The 15,034-nt window shown below is 70.9% G+C and carries 15 protein-coding genes and 1 pseudogene; 8 read left to right on the top strand and 8 right to left on the bottom strand.

Annotated elements, in window-relative coordinates; all coding sequences use genetic code 11:
• The first annotated feature begins 65 nt into the window (after positions 1–65).
• Positions 66–1,043, top strand: coding sequence for a carbonic anhydrase family protein (locus tag KA711_01900; GenBank protein ID MCM0607739.1), 978 nt, complete (start codon positions 66–68; stop codon positions 1,041–1,043).
• A 6-nt stretch (positions 1,044–1,049) separates the two neighbouring features.
• On the opposite strand, the gene KA711_01895 is transcribed toward KA711_01900, so the two are convergent.
• The 4 genes and pseudogenes from KA711_01895 to KA711_01880 all read right to left on the bottom strand — a co-directional run bounded on the left by KA711_01895 (position 1,050) and on the right by KA711_01880 (position 3,369).
• Positions 1,050–1,370, bottom strand: coding sequence for a hypothetical protein (locus KA711_01895; GenBank protein ID MCM0607738.1), 321 nt, complete (start codon positions 1,368–1,370; stop codon positions 1,050–1,052).
• Positions 1,371–1,522: 152 nt separating this feature from the next.
• A complete protein-coding gene (locus KA711_01890) occupies positions 1,523–2,260 on the bottom strand; it encodes an SDR family oxidoreductase (GenBank protein ID MCM0607737.1) in 738 nt (245 codons plus the stop codon).
• Between the two features lie 23 nt (positions 2,261–2,283).
• On the bottom strand, positions 2,284–2,796 hold the full coding sequence (locus tag KA711_01885; protein ID MCM0607736.1) for a demethoxyubiquinone hydroxylase family protein: 513 nt from the start codon (positions 2,794–2,796) through the stop codon (positions 2,284–2,286).
• A 198-nt stretch (positions 2,797–2,994) separates the two neighbouring features.
• Positions 2,995–3,369, bottom strand: a pseudogene (locus KA711_01880) (DUF393 domain-containing protein).
• Between the two features lie 83 nt (positions 3,370–3,452).
• Here KA711_01880 and KA711_01875 point away from each other — a divergent pair.
• Positions 3,453–5,012 (top strand): IS1380 family transposase, encoded by a 1,560-nt coding sequence (locus KA711_01875; GenBank protein ID MCM0607735.1) that lies wholly within the window; start codon positions 3,453–3,455, stop codon positions 5,010–5,012.
• 15 nt (positions 5,013–5,027) lie between these two features.
• On the opposite strand, the gene KA711_01870 is transcribed toward KA711_01875, so the two are convergent.
• The 3 genes from KA711_01870 to KA711_01860 are packed head-to-tail and all read right to left on the bottom strand — an operon-like array spanning position 5,028 to position 8,033.
• Complete coding sequence (locus tag KA711_01870; protein ID MCM0607734.1) at positions 5,028–6,272, bottom strand: deoxyribodipyrimidine photolyase; 1,245 nt, start codon at positions 6,270–6,272, stop codon at positions 5,028–5,030.
• Positions 6,269–7,822, bottom strand: a complete 1,554-nt coding sequence (locus KA711_01865) for a cryptochrome/photolyase family protein (GenBank protein ID MCM0607733.1) — start codon at positions 7,820–7,822, stop codon at positions 6,269–6,271. The genes KA711_01870 and KA711_01865 overlap by 4 nt, the downstream gene beginning before the upstream one ends.
• A gap of 13 nt (positions 7,823–7,835) precedes the next feature.
• A complete protein-coding gene (locus KA711_01860; GenBank protein ID MCM0607732.1) occupies positions 7,836–8,033 on the bottom strand; it encodes a DUF2256 domain-containing protein in 198 nt (65 codons plus the stop codon).
• Positions 8,034–8,134: 101 nt separating this feature from the next.
• On the opposite strand from KA711_01860, the gene KA711_01855 reads away from it, so the two are divergent.
• The 3 genes from KA711_01855 to KA711_01845 all read left to right on the top strand — a co-directional run bounded on the left by KA711_01855 (position 8,135) and on the right by KA711_01845 (position 11,370).
• A complete protein-coding gene (locus KA711_01855) occupies positions 8,135–9,340 on the top strand; it encodes a MerR family transcriptional regulator (protein MCM0607731.1) in 1,206 nt (401 codons plus the stop codon).
• Positions 9,341–9,394: 54 nt separating this feature from the next.
• The gene (locus tag KA711_01850) at positions 9,395–10,369 is read left to right on the top strand and encodes an ornithine cyclodeaminase family protein (GenBank protein ID MCM0607730.1); all 975 of its coding nucleotides are present in this window, start codon (positions 9,395–9,397) and stop codon (positions 10,367–10,369) included.
• 281 nt (positions 10,370–10,650) lie between these two features.
• On the top strand, positions 10,651–11,370 hold the full coding sequence (locus KA711_01845) for an autoinducer binding domain-containing protein (protein ID MCM0607729.1): 720 nt from the start codon (positions 10,651–10,653) through the stop codon (positions 11,368–11,370).
• Positions 11,371–11,860: 490 nt separating this feature from the next.
• On the opposite strand, the gene KA711_01840 is transcribed toward KA711_01845, so the two are convergent.
• Entirely contained in the window at positions 11,861–12,580 is a 720-nt protein-coding gene (locus KA711_01840) for an autoinducer binding domain-containing protein (protein MCM0607728.1), read from the bottom strand.
• A gap of 91 nt (positions 12,581–12,671) precedes the next feature.
• Here KA711_01840 and KA711_01835 point away from each other — a divergent pair, with 91 nt between their 5' ends.
• From KA711_01835 to rsmH, 3 genes are all read left to right on the top strand, one after another.
• A complete protein-coding gene (locus KA711_01835; GenBank protein MCM0607727.1) occupies positions 12,672–13,124 on the top strand; it encodes a hypothetical protein in 453 nt (150 codons plus the stop codon).
• Between the two features lie 513 nt (positions 13,125–13,637).
• Positions 13,638–14,072: a division/cell wall cluster transcriptional repressor MraZ gene (gene mraZ / locus KA711_01830; protein ID MCM0607726.1), complete on the top strand. Its 435-nt coding sequence runs from the start codon at positions 13,638–13,640 to the stop codon at positions 14,070–14,072.
• Positions 14,072–15,031, top strand: a complete 960-nt coding sequence (gene rsmH / locus KA711_01825) for a 16S rRNA (cytosine(1402)-N(4))-methyltransferase RsmH (protein ID MCM0607725.1) — start codon at positions 14,072–14,074, stop codon at positions 15,029–15,031. The genes mraZ and rsmH overlap by 1 nt, the downstream gene beginning before the upstream one ends.
• Positions 15,032–15,034: the final 3 nt, after the last annotated feature.

Raw genomic sequence — 15,034 nt, 5'->3', positions numbered from 1 at the left:
CGCTGCTGGTGCTGCTGGTGGCCAGCCCTGCCGCCGCGGCCAGCAACCCGCCGCAGATCAAGCCCATGCGCATCGGCCCTTCGCCCGAGGCCACCGCCGTGCGCGTGGAGTTGCCGCCCGAAGGCGGCGCGGCGCGCAACGGCGCCAGGCCGGCATCCGCCGCCGCCCCCGAGGCGCCGTCCGCCGCGGTCGACCCGCTCGAGCAGTTGCGCCAGCGCCTGGCCGGCCGGCTGGCCCGCCAGACCCTCCACCAAGAAACCGGCAACCCCTACGATCTGACCGTGGTGGCGCGCACGCCACCGCCCGCCGCGCCGTCACCCAGCGCCCGCAACGTGGCCCGCGCCGCGCGGCCCGCAGCGCCGGCCCCACCGCTGGCCTGGGGCTACCAGGGCGATGCGGGCCCGGCGGCCTGGGCACGGCTGAGCCCCGACTTCAAACTCTGCGGCAAGGGCCAGCGCCAGAGCCCTGTCGACCTCCGCGGCGGCCTGGCGGTCGACCTCGAGCCGGTGAACTTCGGCTACATCGACAGCCGCTTCGGCGTGCTCGACAGCGGCAAGACCGTGCAGGCCCGCATCGCCCCGGGCAGCCACGTCGAGATCGGCGGCCAGCGCTTCGCGCTGGAGAGCCTGCACTTCAACCGCCCTTCGGAGCACCGCATCGACGGCCGCCAGTTCGAGATGTCGGCCCACCTCGTGCACCGCGATGCCCAGGGCCAGCTGGTCATCGTGGAGCTGCTGTTCGACCGCGGCCCGGCCAACTCGGGCGTGCAGACGGTGTGGAACAACCTGCCGCTGGAGCAAGGTCAGGAGGTGTCCGCCCGCGTGTCGCTGCCGCTGCAGGCGCTGCTGCCCGAGGACCGTCGCTACTACACCTACATGGGCTCCTTGACCACGCCCCCTTGCACGGAGGGTGTGCGCTGGGTCGTGATGCGGCAGCCGGTGTCGCTGTCGGCCGAGCAGATCGAGCTCTTTGCGCGCATCTACCCCATGAACGCACGGCCCGTGCAGCAACTTGCGGGGCGGCGGATCCTGCAGTCGGAGTGACGGGGCTCAGTCCGGTTTCGTCGCTGGCCGGCGGGCGAGCAGCAACAGCGGCCACAGCCACAGGCTGGCCAGCCACTTGAGCACCCGGCCCGCCGTGAGCGGCCGCGTCTCGTGCTGCGCCACCTTCACGAACAGCACGCCGGCACCCACCACCACGTGCAGCATCAGCACGCCATACACGGTGACGCGGGCGCCGTAGGTCCCGGCGAAGGCGTCGCCCAGCAGGCGGCCGAGCAGCGCGGCGATCAACACCGACAGCAGCAGCGCAACCGCCAGCCCGGCCAGGGCGTGGCGCAGGCGCCAGAGAGGGTCGTTGTCCATCACCATGGCGCGCATTGTGATCAGAACAACCCGCCCTGGCCGCTGTCGGGGGCGGGCTTGGGCCGGACGCTTGTTGCCGGTCTGGCGGTGTGTGACGGGGCGTGCGGTGATGTCGGTGACGGCCGCGCGTTCGTCGACATGCGCGCAGCGGCTGCGGCCTACTTGACGAGCGGCCGCACCGTCGTGAAGCCGCCGTCCACGGCGATCACCTGCCCGGTGAGGCGGGCGGCGTCGGGCGAGAGCAGCCAGTCCATCACCGCCGCCACCTCGTCGGCCGTCTGCACACCGCCCAGGGGGTACTGGCGGCCGGCGCCCTCGCGCAGGGCGGGCAGCTTGAGCATGTTCGCGGTCATCGGCGTCTCGGTCATGCCCGGCGCGACGGCGTTGATGCGCAGGCCCTGCGCGGCGTAGGTGGCCGCGGCGCTGCGCACCAGGGCCTCGACGCCGCCCTTGGCCGCGGCGATGGCCTCGTGGTTGGCCACGCCGATGCGCGCCACCACCGAGCTGGCGAACACCGCTGCACCGGGCGCGCCCTCGAGCGCGGCGATCCAGGCCTGCAAGGTCCACAGGCTGCTCTCGAGATTGACGCGCAGCACCTCGCGTGCGGCCTCGACCTTGGTGCGGTGCAGCGGCGCGATCAGCGTGCTGCCCACGGCGTGCGCCAGCCGCGAGGGCGCCGCGCCCAGCTGCGCGCGGCAGGCGCTGAAGGCGGCGAGGGCGCCCTCGGGGGTGGTGCAGTCGGCGGCGATGTGCGCGTCAGCCGACACGTCGGCCAGGCCGGGGGCGTCGCGGCCCACGGCGGCCACGCGCAGGCCGCGCGCGCGCAGCCTTGCGACCAGGGCGCGGCCGATGCCGCCGCGGGCGCCGGTGACGAGGGCAATGTCGTTGAGGGGCATGGGGGCTCCGTGAGATCGGGTGCTCAGATGCGCCGCGCCAGCACCACGGCCGCGGCCGAGCCGTGGCCGACGAGGGCGCACCAGGCGCGCAGCCACCACGGCAGCGGGCCGGCAGCCGCGGCGAGCGCGCTGGCTTCATCGCGGTGCTGGCACTCGTCGGCCTGGCACTGTTGCAGCAGCGGCAGCAGGCCCGGCGGCGCGCCGTGCCTGGCGATGTGGTCGAGCTGCTGTTGGTAGTGGCGGTCGACGAAGGTCTCCACCGCGGCGATGGTGGCGTGCACGGCGCGCGGGCCGGCCAGTGCGGGCAGGGCACCCGTCAGCCAGCCGGCCAGCCGCCAGGGGCCGAGCAGGCGGCTGCGGTGGTGGGATGGCAGCCACTGCTCCAAGAGGCGCAGGTGCTCGGCCTCGGTCTGGCCGTGGCGCTGCGCAAAGGCCAGCAGGTCGGCATCGCCCCGCTTGCCACGCCACTGGGCCACGGCGGCGATGCCGCGGTAGATGAACACGGCGCCGGTTTCGCCGGCGTGGTCGGAGCGCAGCTCGCGCTCGAGGTGCGTGCTCAGGGCAGGGCGACCAGTCGGCGCGGGGGATTTGACGGGCTCAGCCCGGCCCTTCGACAGGCTCAGGGCGAACGGGCGGGGATCGACGGGCTCAGCCCGGCCTTTCGACGGGCTTGGGGCGAGCGGGCGGGGATCGACGGGCTCCGCCCTGAGGGGGGCTGCTTCGGCGCGCCGTGCCATGCGTTGCAGCGCCGGGCGCAGGCGCAGGAAGCCGCGGTAGGCGGCCTCCAGCAGCGGCATCGCACCCGGCAGCCGCGCGGTGCGCGCCAGCCAGCGCCAGCCGGGCAGCCGCTGCCACATCGCCACGAAGGCCGCCGCGCCATGGAGCCGCGTGCCGTTTCCGCGCTGCACGTGGAAGCGGGCCAGCAGGACCTGGCGCTCGGCGGGGTCGTGCGCGGTGTCGGTGCTGAGGTCGAGGAAGCACAGCCCGGTGTTGCCTTGGCGCTGAGCCAGGCCCTGCACATGCGCGATCTCGCGCCGGCACAGCGGGCAGCTGCCGTCGTACAGCACCGTCAGCGTGTCGGCCGGGTGGGGGACTTGCGGCGAGTTCACCCTAAGAACCGCTGTTGAACCCGCGCCCGTGCCGGTTTCTTCAACGCTGGCGCGGGGTTGAGGCTGTTTGGCACACTCACCCGATGGGTGAAGGCAACGAACCAAAGAAGACGGCTCTGGCGCAGGCCAGCGAGGACGCCATGGTGGTCGACACGATGGGTGGTCGCGTGCACGTGCGCTGGGACGAGACAGCGCAGGCCACGCCCCACGGACAGATCGTGTTCTTCGCCGAATTCCTGGCCACGGCCGGTGTCTTCGACCGCTGGGTGCAGGACTGCCCGCTGAAGTACAGCAGCCCCAACGCATCGCGCCCGCGTGACGTGCTGGGCACGCTGATGCTGGGCATCCTGGCCGGCAGCAAGCGCTACGCGCACATTGCCGGCGTGCGCGGCGACGCAGTGGCGGCCAAGGCCCTGGGCCTGCGCGGCATGGTCAGCGAAGACTCGGTGCGCCGGGCGCTGGCGGCGATGGTGCCCGAGGCCAGCGAACCGTGGATGCGCAGCGCGCTGATGAGCAGCGTGCGCGAAGCACTGGACCGGCCGTGGGTGTTGGACATGGATGCCACCATCAAGCCGCTGTACGGCCGCCAGGAAGGTGCGGAGATTGGCTACAACCCGCACAAGCCGGGCCGCCCCAGCCACGTGCTGCACACCTTCTGGGTCGGCAACCTGCGTCTGGTGCTCGATGCGGTGCTCAGTTCGGGCAAGCAACACACCTCGGGCCACGCCAAGGCCGCGATGGCGCGGCTGCTCGACGAGCTGGGCGACAAGACTCCGGCGCTGGTGCGCGGTGACTGCGGCTATGGCAACGAGGACATCATCGACGTGTGCGAGCAGCGCTCCTTGAGCTACCTGCTGCGCCTGCGCAAGACGGCCAACGTCAAGCGGCTCATCGAGCGACTGTTCAGGCGCGAGGACTGGACGCGCGCCACCGAGGCCAGCCAGGGCTGGCAGGCCATCGAAGACGAGCTGCGCCTGAGCGGCTGGAGCAAGGCACGGCGCGTCGTGGTGCTGCGACGGCGCATCAAGCACGACATCGCGCTGACGAGCAAGAAGCGCGGCCAGCACGAGACCAACGGGCAACTCGTCCTGGCGCTGCCGCACGACGAGGTGCAAGACAACGCGCAGGTCTGGGAGTACACCGTACTGGCGACCAACGCGACGTACGACATCGCGGCGATCGGCCAGCTCTACCGTGATCGCTGCGACTGCGAGAACGGGTTCGACGAGTTGAAGAACCAATGGGGCTGGGGCGGCTTCACCACGCAAGACATGCACCGCAGCCAGGTCACCGCGCGAGCCGTGGCACTGGTCTACAACTGGTGGAGCTGGTACGTCAGGGCGGCCAACCCGCAGGCCCGGCGCGAGGCGCTGACGAGCCGGCCACTGCTGCTGGCGGCCGTGGGTCGAGCCACCAGCAGCGGCAACCAGACCACGCTGTACCTCACGCCGATGCACGCCGAAGCTGGCTTGATCAAGTCGATGATCGCCAACGTTCATGCGGCCATTCAGCACGTCAAAGCTGCTGCGGAGCAGTTGCCAAAGCTCGACCGCTGGCGGGCACTGCTGGCCTACATCTGCCAGCGCATCGTCGGCCAAATCGGCCTGCCAACCCCGCCGCCGCCGCTCCCGGCGCCGGGGTAACTGCTGCATTTAGGTTCACAGCAGTTCCCCGGCGCGCTGCAGGCCGCGTGTGGCGCGCGTCCACCACTGCGAAAAGCTGCTGCAGCGCCGCTCGACCTGCGGGAACAGCGTCGGCGCCGCGTCCAGCCGCGCCAGGCGCTGGAGCCAGCACGTGAGGTGCGGATCGTCCACCGAGCGCACGTGCGCGGCGCCGGCCAGCGCGGCCACGGCCTGCTCGGCGGTGCAGAACCAGCGCTCGGACGCGACGGCGGCCATCGCGTCGTCCACCCACCGCCAGCGCGCGGCCGGCCAGGGCCAGTGGCGGTGGTGCTCGTCGAGGTAGAGGCCGATCAGCACCGCATCGGCCGGCACGTCGGCCGGTGGCGGGCGCAGCGCCCAGGGATGCACCAGCCAGACCTCACGGCCGCGCAGCCGGGCGGCCGTGCTGGCGTCCGGCCCGGCCAGGCGCCGCTCGGGCGGCGGTGCGGTGTGCAGCGCCGGCTCGGGTGTGACGGCGGCCGTGGCCGGGCCGGGGCCGGCCTTGCCGTGGACGTGGGCGTGGGCGTGGGCGTGGGCCGCTTGCGCGGCGCGGTCGAGCGCCTCGTAGGGCTGGTCGACCACCGTGCCTTCGCTGTGCCAGGCCGCTGGGGCGTACCGCGCCACGTTCTCGGCGTTGAAGAGATACGGCTTGTGGCTGCCGGTGCCGGCCACCCACTGCCAGCTGAGGTGGTTGCTGCCCAGGTCGCCGTCGAGCAGGTGGGCTACCAGCCAGTCGGCCCCGGCGCGCCAGTGCACGTGGCGCAGGTGCACCACGTAGCTGGCCAGCCACATGCGCGCGTGGTTGTGCAGCGTGCCGGTGGCGTAGAGCGTCTTCACGGCCTCGTCGACCACGGGCACGCCGGTGCGCGCCTGCCGGATGTCGGCCGGCAGCGTGCGCGCGTAGGCCGCGTCTGCGCGCGGGCCCTCGTGCAGCGACTCGAGGATGCGCTCGCCCTGGTGCGCCCAGGCGTGGCGGAAGAACTCGCGCCAGCCGAGCTCGAACACCAGCTTGTGCTGCACCGCCAGCGGCTCGCGCTCGAGCACGCCGGCCAGCACCTCGCGCAGCGTGACGAGGCCGTGCGTGAGGTAGGGCGACAGGCCGGTGACGGCGCCGTCGAGGTGGTTGCGGCTGCGCGCGTAGGCCGTGGGGCGCACGCGGGCGATGCGCGCCAGCGCGGCGCTGCGCGTGGGCGGCAGCGCATCGGCCCAGGCGTGGGCGTGGCTGTCGAAGAGCGAGTTCATGCCGTCGCTCCGAGGCCGTCCAGCTCGCCGCGGCGGATGGCCGCCGCGCGCGCCGCCACGGCCGCGCGCTCAGGCGCCGGCAGCCGCACCAGGTTCTTCACCTGCAGCGCCATGCGCGGGTTGGCGGCCAGGCGGCCTTCGTGGCGCATCAGGAAGTCCCAGTACAGCGTGGTGAAGGGGCAGGCGCGTTCGCCGGTGCGCTGCGTGGGATCGAAGCGGCAGCCCTTGCAGTGCGGGCTCATGCGCGCGATGTACTGGCCGGTGGCGATGTAGGGCTTGCTGGCCATCACGCCGCCGTCGGCGTACTGGCTCATGCCCAGGGTGTTGGGCAGCTCCACCCATTCCACCGCGTCGACATAGACGGCCAGGTACCAGGCGTGCAGCGCCTTCGGGTCCACGCCCAGCAGCAGCGCGTACAGGCCGGTCACCATCAGGCGCTGGATGTGGTGGGCGTAGCCGTGCTCCAGCGTCTGGCCGATGGCGTCCCGCAGGCAGGCCATGGCGGTGTCGCCCGTCCAGTACCAGGCCGGCAGCGGCTCGTGCGCGCCGAGCTCGTTGCGCTCCAGGTAGCCGGGCATCTGCGTCCAGTAGATGCCGCGCACGTACTCGCGCCAGCCCAGGATCTGGCGGATGAAGCCCTCCACCGCGGCCAGCGGCGCGCGGCCGGCGCGCCAGGCGGTCTCGGCGGCGGCCACCACCTCGCGCGGGTTCAGCAGCTTCAGGTTCAGCGCCGCGGCCAGGTGCGAGTGCCACAGCCAGGGCTCGCCGGGCCAGAGGGCGTCCTGCACGTCGCCGAAGCCGGCGAGGCGCTCGTCGATGAAGCGGTCCAGCGACTGCAGCGCCTGCGCGCGTGTGACGGGCCAGGCGAAGCTGTCGAGCCGGCCCGGGTGCGCGGCGAAGCGCTCACGCACCAGCACGATCACCGCCTGCGTCAGGGCATCGGGCTCGAAGGTGGCGCGCGGCGGCACGAAGCCCGGGCCCTGAGGGCCGAAGGGCTTGCGGTTGGCGGCGTCGTAGTTCCAATCGCCGCCCTCGGGCTCGCCAGCGGGCGTGAGCAGCACGCCGTGGCGGCGCCGCATCTCGCGGTAGAAGTACTCCAGCCGCAGCTGCTTGCGGCCCTCGGCGTGGGCGGCGAACGCCCGCACGCTGCAGAAGAAGTGGTGGTCCTCGCGCACGTCCAGCGCCAGGCCGGCGGCGGCCACGGCCTCGCGCAGGGCCATGAGCACGCGCCAATCGCCCGGTGCCGTCATCACCAGGGCTTGCGGGCGCAACCGGGCGATGTCGGCGGCCAGCTGCTCGGCGAGGCTGCCACGGTTGCCGGGGGCGTCCAGCGCCGTGTAGTGCAGCGGCCGGCCGGCCGCGGCGAGTGCCTGCGCGAAGTGCCGCATCGCCGCCAGGAACAGGGCCGTGCGCGGCTGGCTGCTCCACACGTGGGTGGACTCTTCAGCCACCTCGGCCATCCAGACCGCATCGCGCGCGAGGTCGAAGCCGTCGAAGCCGCTGGCGTGCAGGTCGAGCTGGTCGCCCAGCACCAGCACCAGGTGGCGCAGCGGCGCGCTCGCCTCAGCCACGGCTGCCCCTGGCCGTGCGATGGCGGCGGCAGGCCTCGGAGCAGACCTTGACCTCGTCCCAGCGGGCGGCCCAGCGCTTGCGCCAGCTCATCGGTCGGCCGCACACGGTGCAGGGCTTGCTGGGCAGTGCCGCCTTGTTGCCCTTGAAGCCGCGGGCGCTGCCTGGAGTCCGGTTGCCGGTGTTCACCATGGGGACAATCTAAGGCAATAATGCGTCACTCCGGGATACCCCGCAGAATATCCCATGTATTCCGCGGTCAATCAGCGTCAAGACGATGTCAAGGAGATGTCATGCGCGATCCCTCGCCCCCGCCCATCGTCCCGGTCGACACCCCTGCCTCCGCTGATCCGGCCCTGCAGGAGCCGCGCTATCGCAGCGGTGCGGTGGCCAAGATGCTGCGCATGCCGGTGGCCACGCTGCGCGTGTGGGAGCGCCGTTACCAGGTGTCGCAGCCGCAGCTCTCGCCCAGCGGGCAGCGGCTGTACAGCGCCGCGCAGGTGCAGCGGCTGGCTCAGCTCAAGCAGCTCACCGACCTGGGCCACGCCATCGGCAGCCTGGCGCGGCTCGACATCGCGCAGCTGCGCCATGTGTTGGACACGCACGCCCGCACGCTGACGCAGACGGCCGGCGAGGCCGTGGCCGAGGCGACGATCGGGCCGTCAAGCCTGCCCCTGGCGGCCGGCCTGCCGGCAGCGGCGCCGCCGGGCGAGCGCGTCGAAGCGGCCGAGCGTCCGGAGCCCGGACGCGCTGCCGTGCCGCTGCCGCCACGCGGGCGCAGCCTGTCGTCTCGCGGGGGCGTGCCACCCCAGCCCTGGCGCGTGGTCGTCGTCGGCAAGCTGCTGGGCCAGCGCCTGAAGGGCGCCGTGCAGCAGGCCCTGATGCCGCCCGGCCGCATGCTGCACCTGCAAGGCCCCTTCGAGACGCTGGAGGAGGCCGCCGCCGAGCCATTGGCCGCCACTGCCGATGCGCTGCTGATCTACGCCGCCAGCCTGCAGGACGACTGGCTCGACCGGCTGCTGTTGGCCATGCCGGCGTGGAAGAGCAAGCCCATGGCGGTGCTGTACGGCTTTGCGTCGGAGCGCACCTGCAGGCTTTTTGGCCGCGTTCCGGGCCTGACCCTGCTGCGCGGCCCGCAGAGCGACGCGGCGCTGGCGCAGTGGCTGCGCGGCTGGCGCGGCCAGATCGAGCGGCCGGCGCCCGGCCCCGCCGTGCCGCCCAGCACGATGCCGGTGCCCGCGCGGCGCTGGGACGACGAGGCGCTGGCCTCCTTCGCCAGCCTGTCCACCACCATCGCCTGCGAGTGCCCGCGCCACGTCGCCGAGCTGCTGGTGCAGCTGTCGCACTTCGAGGCCTACAGCGCCGACTGCGAGAGCCGCAGCCCCGAAGATGCCGAACTCCACGCCTACCTGCACCAGGTGACGGCACTGGCGCGCGCCCAGTTCGAGACGGCCCTGGAGCGCGTGGCGCGCCACGAGGGCCTGCTGCCGGCGGGCTGAGGGCCGCGCCCTGACACGCCGCGCAGGCATCATCGGGTCATGACCGTCCAGCCCATGACCGCCCTGCGCCTGTTCGACGGCGCTGCCGTGGCCTCGGCCACGCCTTTTGCAGCCCTGGTGGCGGCGTTGCGAACCGCCTTTGCCGAAGGCGTGGAGGTGCCCGCCCGCCACGTGCACACCTGGCCCGACGGCGACGGCGGCAGCCTCACCTCGCTGCTGATGCCGGCCTGGACGCGGCCGGGCCCGCAGGGCTCCGGCTTCTACGGCGTGAAGATCATCAACGTCGCGCCCGGCAACGCCGCGCGCGGGCTGCCGGGCTTGCACGGCAGCTACACACTCTTCGACGCCGCCACGGGCCGGCCGCTGGCGCTGCTCGATGCCGATGCGCTGACCGCGCGCCGCACCGTCGCGGCCTCGGCGCTGGCCGCCGGCTACCTGGCGCGGCCCGATGCCTCGCGGCTGCTGGTGGTGGGCGCCGGCCGGCTGGCTGCGTTGCTGCCGGCCGCGCACCGGGCGGTCAGGCCGATCCGCCAGGTGCGGGTGTGGGCGCGTCGTCCCGAGGCCGCCGCCGCGTTGGTGGCGCGCTGGCAGACCGAGGGTTTCGACGCCGAGGCTGCCACCGACTTGCAGGCTGCCTTGGGCGCCGCCGACATCGTGAGCTGCGCCACGCTGGCCACCGAGCCGCTGGTGCAGGGCGCCTGGCTGGCGCCGGGCGCGCACCTTGACCTGATCGGCGGCTTCACCCCCGCCATGCGCGAGGCCGACGACGACTGCTTCCGCGGCGCCCGCCTGGCCATCGACACCGAAGAGGCCCTGACCAAGGCCGGCGACCTGCTGGGCCCGGTCTCGCGCGGCGTCTTCACGGCCGCCGACGTGCGTGCCACGCTGGCCCAGCTCTGCCGCGGCAGCGTGCCCGGGCGCACGCAGGAGAGGCAGCGCACGGTGTTCAAGTCCGTCGGCACGGCGCTCGAGGACCTCGCAGCCGCGCGGCTGGTCTGGCGCACGCTGGGCCCGGCACCCGCGGCTTGACGCCCCCGGACTGCGAGAAGTGCCGCCCAGCCCCGCTTGAGCACCTCGGATGGCGTACTTGGCCGCGACCTGGCGCCGCCCCGCCGCAAGAGCCGATCGCTGCGGCGCCTGTGTTAGTCTAAGATTCAACGCATTCGACCGATTGGCCGTCAGGTCGGCGGCTTCTGTCAGTGCCAGAGCCACCCGCCGAGCATGCGGATTGGGCGCACATCGAGCGGGCCTCGCTCATGACGGTGGTCATGGGGCCACGGGCGTAATGAGTCTGGGTCAATCACTCTCGAATGACGTTCAATTACCAGCGCCATCACGATCTGGTTGCCGCCGAGGACATCGCCGCCTTCCGGAAGGCGCTGCTGCAGGTGGCCGAGGACTTTGGCTTTCCGCTCGTCAACCTCGTTGTAGTCGATTTCGCGCCTGGCCGAAAGGCCAAGGAGCGCGTTGTGCGGAACGACCCGCTGGCTTGGGTGCCCTACGTCTGGGATGCCGCAGCCGCAGCGCGAGACCCTTGTGTGGAGCTCGTCCGCTCGACCGACAGGCCCTTCGCATACGACCAAGATCTTTACGCGGGCAGCGGCGCGGGTGACCTCTGGGAGCATCAAGCGCCCTTCGGCTTCAAGACAGGAATCGGCGCGGTGCTGCACTCGAAGCCAGGTCGCCGCTTCTGCGCCATCGGCATGGACCGTGACGAACCGCTTCCAGGTAACCACGCCGAGCGGATGCGCCTGTTCGCGAGTCTGCAACTTCTGGTGGCCTTCGTTCAGGACGCCGCCTACAGGCTGTTGCTCCCCGATCAGATCGACCGCCAGGTGATCGACCTGTCTGCCCGTGAACGCGACGTTCTGGCCTGGGCCTCGCAGGGCAAGTCCACATGGGAGACGGGCATGCTGCTGTCGATGTCCGAGCACACCGTCAACAGGTACTTGACCAGTGCCGTGAAGCGGCTTGGCTGTGCCAGCGAGGCGCAGGCTGTCGCCAAGGCGTTCGAAGCGGGACTCTTGTGAGACCGTTGGTCGCGAACCTCATGTGCCGGACCGCGCACGGGCTGGAACTCCGGAGCTCAGCGCTGAACAGGTCCTTGGGCAGGATCGATGGCGCGGGTATGGCCGGGACTGTTGGGCAAAGCGGATCCTCGCGGTGACGAAAAAAAGCCACGCTCATTGCGTGGCCGAAGCACACTGAGAGCATGAGGGACCCTCTCCGTGTGCAAGACTCAAATGCGATCACCAACGCATTCAGGCCCGGGAACCATCAGACGAAGGGCAGCGCAGCCCTCCGATTAGTGTGACGCTCAGGCTCCGACGAACAGGCTGATGAGGGCGGTGAGCCAGTCGCCGCGGGGGAAGTTCAGGGTCGGGTTCTCAAACATGGTGGCCTCCGGGGTTGGTCGACATTGACCGTTGGGGAGATTTCACCAAGCTGAGCAGTTCGTCTCCAGTCACATGGGCTGGCGAGTTGACACACCCGATAGGCCGTGATACGGCCCTTGTTGCGTCACTGGGTGATGAGGCCCAGGGCGATGGCCCGCAGGATCGCCTGATGCTTGCTGGACACGCCCATCTTGCGGCGGACGTTCCGCAGATGGGATTGCACGGTCGCTTCGCTCATGCCGAGAATCTGGCCTACCGCCCAGGCCGACTTGCCTTCTTTGGTCCAGTTCAGGACCTCGACCTCGCGCCGAGTGAGCCTCTGCGCGGGCGCAGGCTGCGGCGTGTCGGGCAAGAGCACGCGCATCGCCGCTTCCTGCGCGTGCACTGCCAGCAGGCAGATGTCGGCCACAAGCCGGTTGGCTGCAACACGTTCAGCGGGCAGGGCGCGGGAGCGGTCTACGCCCAAGAGGAAGTGGTGCCCGCCGGGCAGGTGCATCGCGATGGCGATCCCTGTGCGGTAACCGAACGGCGCCTGCGACTCCCAAAGGTCGCCGGCACCCTCGGCCACATAAAGCTGCTGGTCGTAGGCAAAAGGCACGCCGGAATTGCGCATGCGCTGCATCACGGGATCACGGGCCGCGTCAGAGGCATCGCGCGCCGCCTCGCTCCACGCTAAGGGGATGTTGCCAAGCATCTCGAAGATCGGTTCCCGGCCCGGCCTGTCGACAGCGACGGCCGCGCTGGCGATCTCAAAGTCCAGCGACTGGGCAATGGCCACCAGGCCGGCCTCGAAGGAGGCGCGGTCCTTGGACAAGCCCAGTTGCTGAAAGTCCTGAGGGATCATTTCTCACCGGCCATCGCCAACCTTGACGAGTAGCTTCAATGGATCGCACTGCGGAAGATCGAAACACAACCCGAACTCTAGGAGTTTCAGCATGAGACTGTTGTCCTGGCAAGTATTGAGTCTTCCGCGCTTCGAATGCTATCCCCAAAAGCGCTTCGATGGACTCTTGCCCTTCTTCCATCTCGGCACCAGGGTGCAGCCCGAGGCACTTGGTGACGGCCGCCGTGTGGGCGATACCGTTTGGGGCGCGATGGTTGACGGCCGTCTGGCCGCAGCCTCGTGGGACTGGATCGAAATTCTGCCGAACGTGGTCTGTTTGGTCGACCCCAGCACCGTGCTGACCAATATCCAATTCCTGGACGATCGGGACTGTTACGAAGAACCCTTGCAAGCCATGAGAAGCCTCAACGATCTCATCTATTGCACGCCGTGGCAGGAAGCCGTCTGCTCGGCGCTCGACCAATCCCTGCCTGAGATGCCCTCGGCATTGAAGATCGGTCACCACGCGCGCGAGTTGGATCAAGGACTCCGGCAAGCGGCTTGACGGAGCCGGCGCTCAGCGCATGCCGTCTCAGCGGGAAGCTGGGCTGTGGCGTGCAATGCGGTTCCCACAGCACGCCGACGCTGCGATCCATGAAGGCGGCGACCGCGAGCGCCCCGGGTGCAGGGGCGTGTCGAGCGAGTTCATGACGTCTCGGCCGGGGATTCCCCAGCCCGGCGGCCCGGCCTCTGAAGTGTCCGTCTGGCCGGCACTGTCGCCGGGGCTTGGTGAGGAACCGGGCCTCTTTGGGGTTCCCAACCCCCTGGCTTGACGCCCTCGGGCGGCCTTCCCGCCCTCGAAACCACTTTCAGTCTTGGTGCCAAGTCGTTCACTAGGAACGACTTTTTCCCCGCGGCACATCAAGATCGACGGCTAAGTCGTTGATTTCATTGATTTTTCTGAGGCGCCGCGTTGACGCCGGGCCTTGGCTTGCGCTACAGTGGTGTTTAGTGGTGATTTGTGGGAAATTGTGGGCCTCTCTTCGTGAGAGGCCCACCCTAGGGGAGGTCGTCGGGCATGACATTTCGCGGGGGGCCGGTGCTGACGCTGGACGCCAAGGGCCGCCTGACGGTGCCCGCGCGTTGGCGCGAGCAGCTCATGGCCTCGGTGAACGGCCAGCTGGTCGTCGCCAAGCACCCGCACGGCTGCCTGAGCCTGTTCCCGATCAGCGTCTGGGAGCCCTTCGAGGCCCAGCTGCTGGCCCTGCCGCAGGAGCACGACGCCTGGCGCCGCCTGTACATCGGCAGCGCGACGGACGTGGAGATCGACAGCGGCAGCCGCGTGCTGATCCCGCCGGAGCTGCGCGGCTGGGCGGCGCTGGACCGCGAGGTCAAGCTCCTGGGCATGGGCTCCAGCTTCGAGATCTGGGATCTGCAGCGCTACGAGGTGCGCGAGGCCACCGCCATCGCGCTGGGCGCGCCCGAGGCGCTGAAAAGCCTGGTGATCCGGTGATGCCCGTGTACGCCCCGCCCGTGTACTCCCCTCTTGCCACAGGCTCCCACACCACCGTGCTGCGGGACGAGGCCGTCGAGGCGCTCGTGACGCAGCCGGCGGGCACCTACGTCGACGGCACCTTCGGCCGCGGCGGCCACAGTCGCGCTGTGCTGGCGAAGCTGGCGCCGGGGGGCCGGCTGGTGGCCTTCGACAAGGACCCGGCGGCGCTGGCCGAGGCCGCGCGCATCACCGATCCGCGCTTTGCCGTCCGCCATGCAAGCTTCGGCGACATGACGGCCGAGTTGGCCGCTCTGGGCATCGCGCAGGTGCAGGGCGTGCTGCTCGACCTGGGCGTGAGCTCGCCGCAACTCGATGACCCGTCGCGCGGCTTCAGCTTCCGCGCCGATGCACCGCTGGACATGCGCATGGACACCACGCGCGGCGAGACCGCCGCCGAGTTCCTGGCCCGGGCCGATACCAAGACCATCGAAGAGGTGATTCGTGAACATGGCGAAGAACGGTTTGCTGCTGCCATTGCAAAGGCGCTTGTCGCTCGCCGCGAAAGCGGCGCTCCCGTCCGCACGACTTTTGAGCTTTCCGCGCTCGTGGCTCGTGCCGTCAAGACCCGCGAGCCGGGCCAGGACCCTGCAACGCGCACGTTTCAAGCTCTTCGGATTCACGTCAACGCCGAGCTTGAGGCGCTGCAACAGGGCCTGAAGGCGGCGCTGGCGCTGCTGGCGCCCGCCGGCCGGCTCGTCGTCATCAGCTTCCACTCGCTGGAAGACCGCATCGTCAAGACTTTCATCGCCGCCGAGAGCCGCGATGTCGTTGACCGCCGCGCGCCCATGGCTCCCCCGAAGCCGCTGCGCCTGCGGGCGCTGGCGCGGGTCAGGCCGTCGGCGGCCGAGGTGGCGGCCAACCCACGCGCACGCTCGGCGCTGATGCGCGTGGCCGAGCGCACGGCGGTGCCGGCATGACGC

It is taken from the genome of Ideonella sp. WA131b, assembly GCA_023657425.1.
Taxonomy (GTDB): Bacteria; Pseudomonadota; Gammaproteobacteria; order Burkholderiales; family Burkholderiaceae_C; genus Rubrivivax.
The sequence above is the reverse complement of the archived record's forward strand: the minus strand, read 5'-3'. Positions and strand labels throughout refer to the sequence as shown.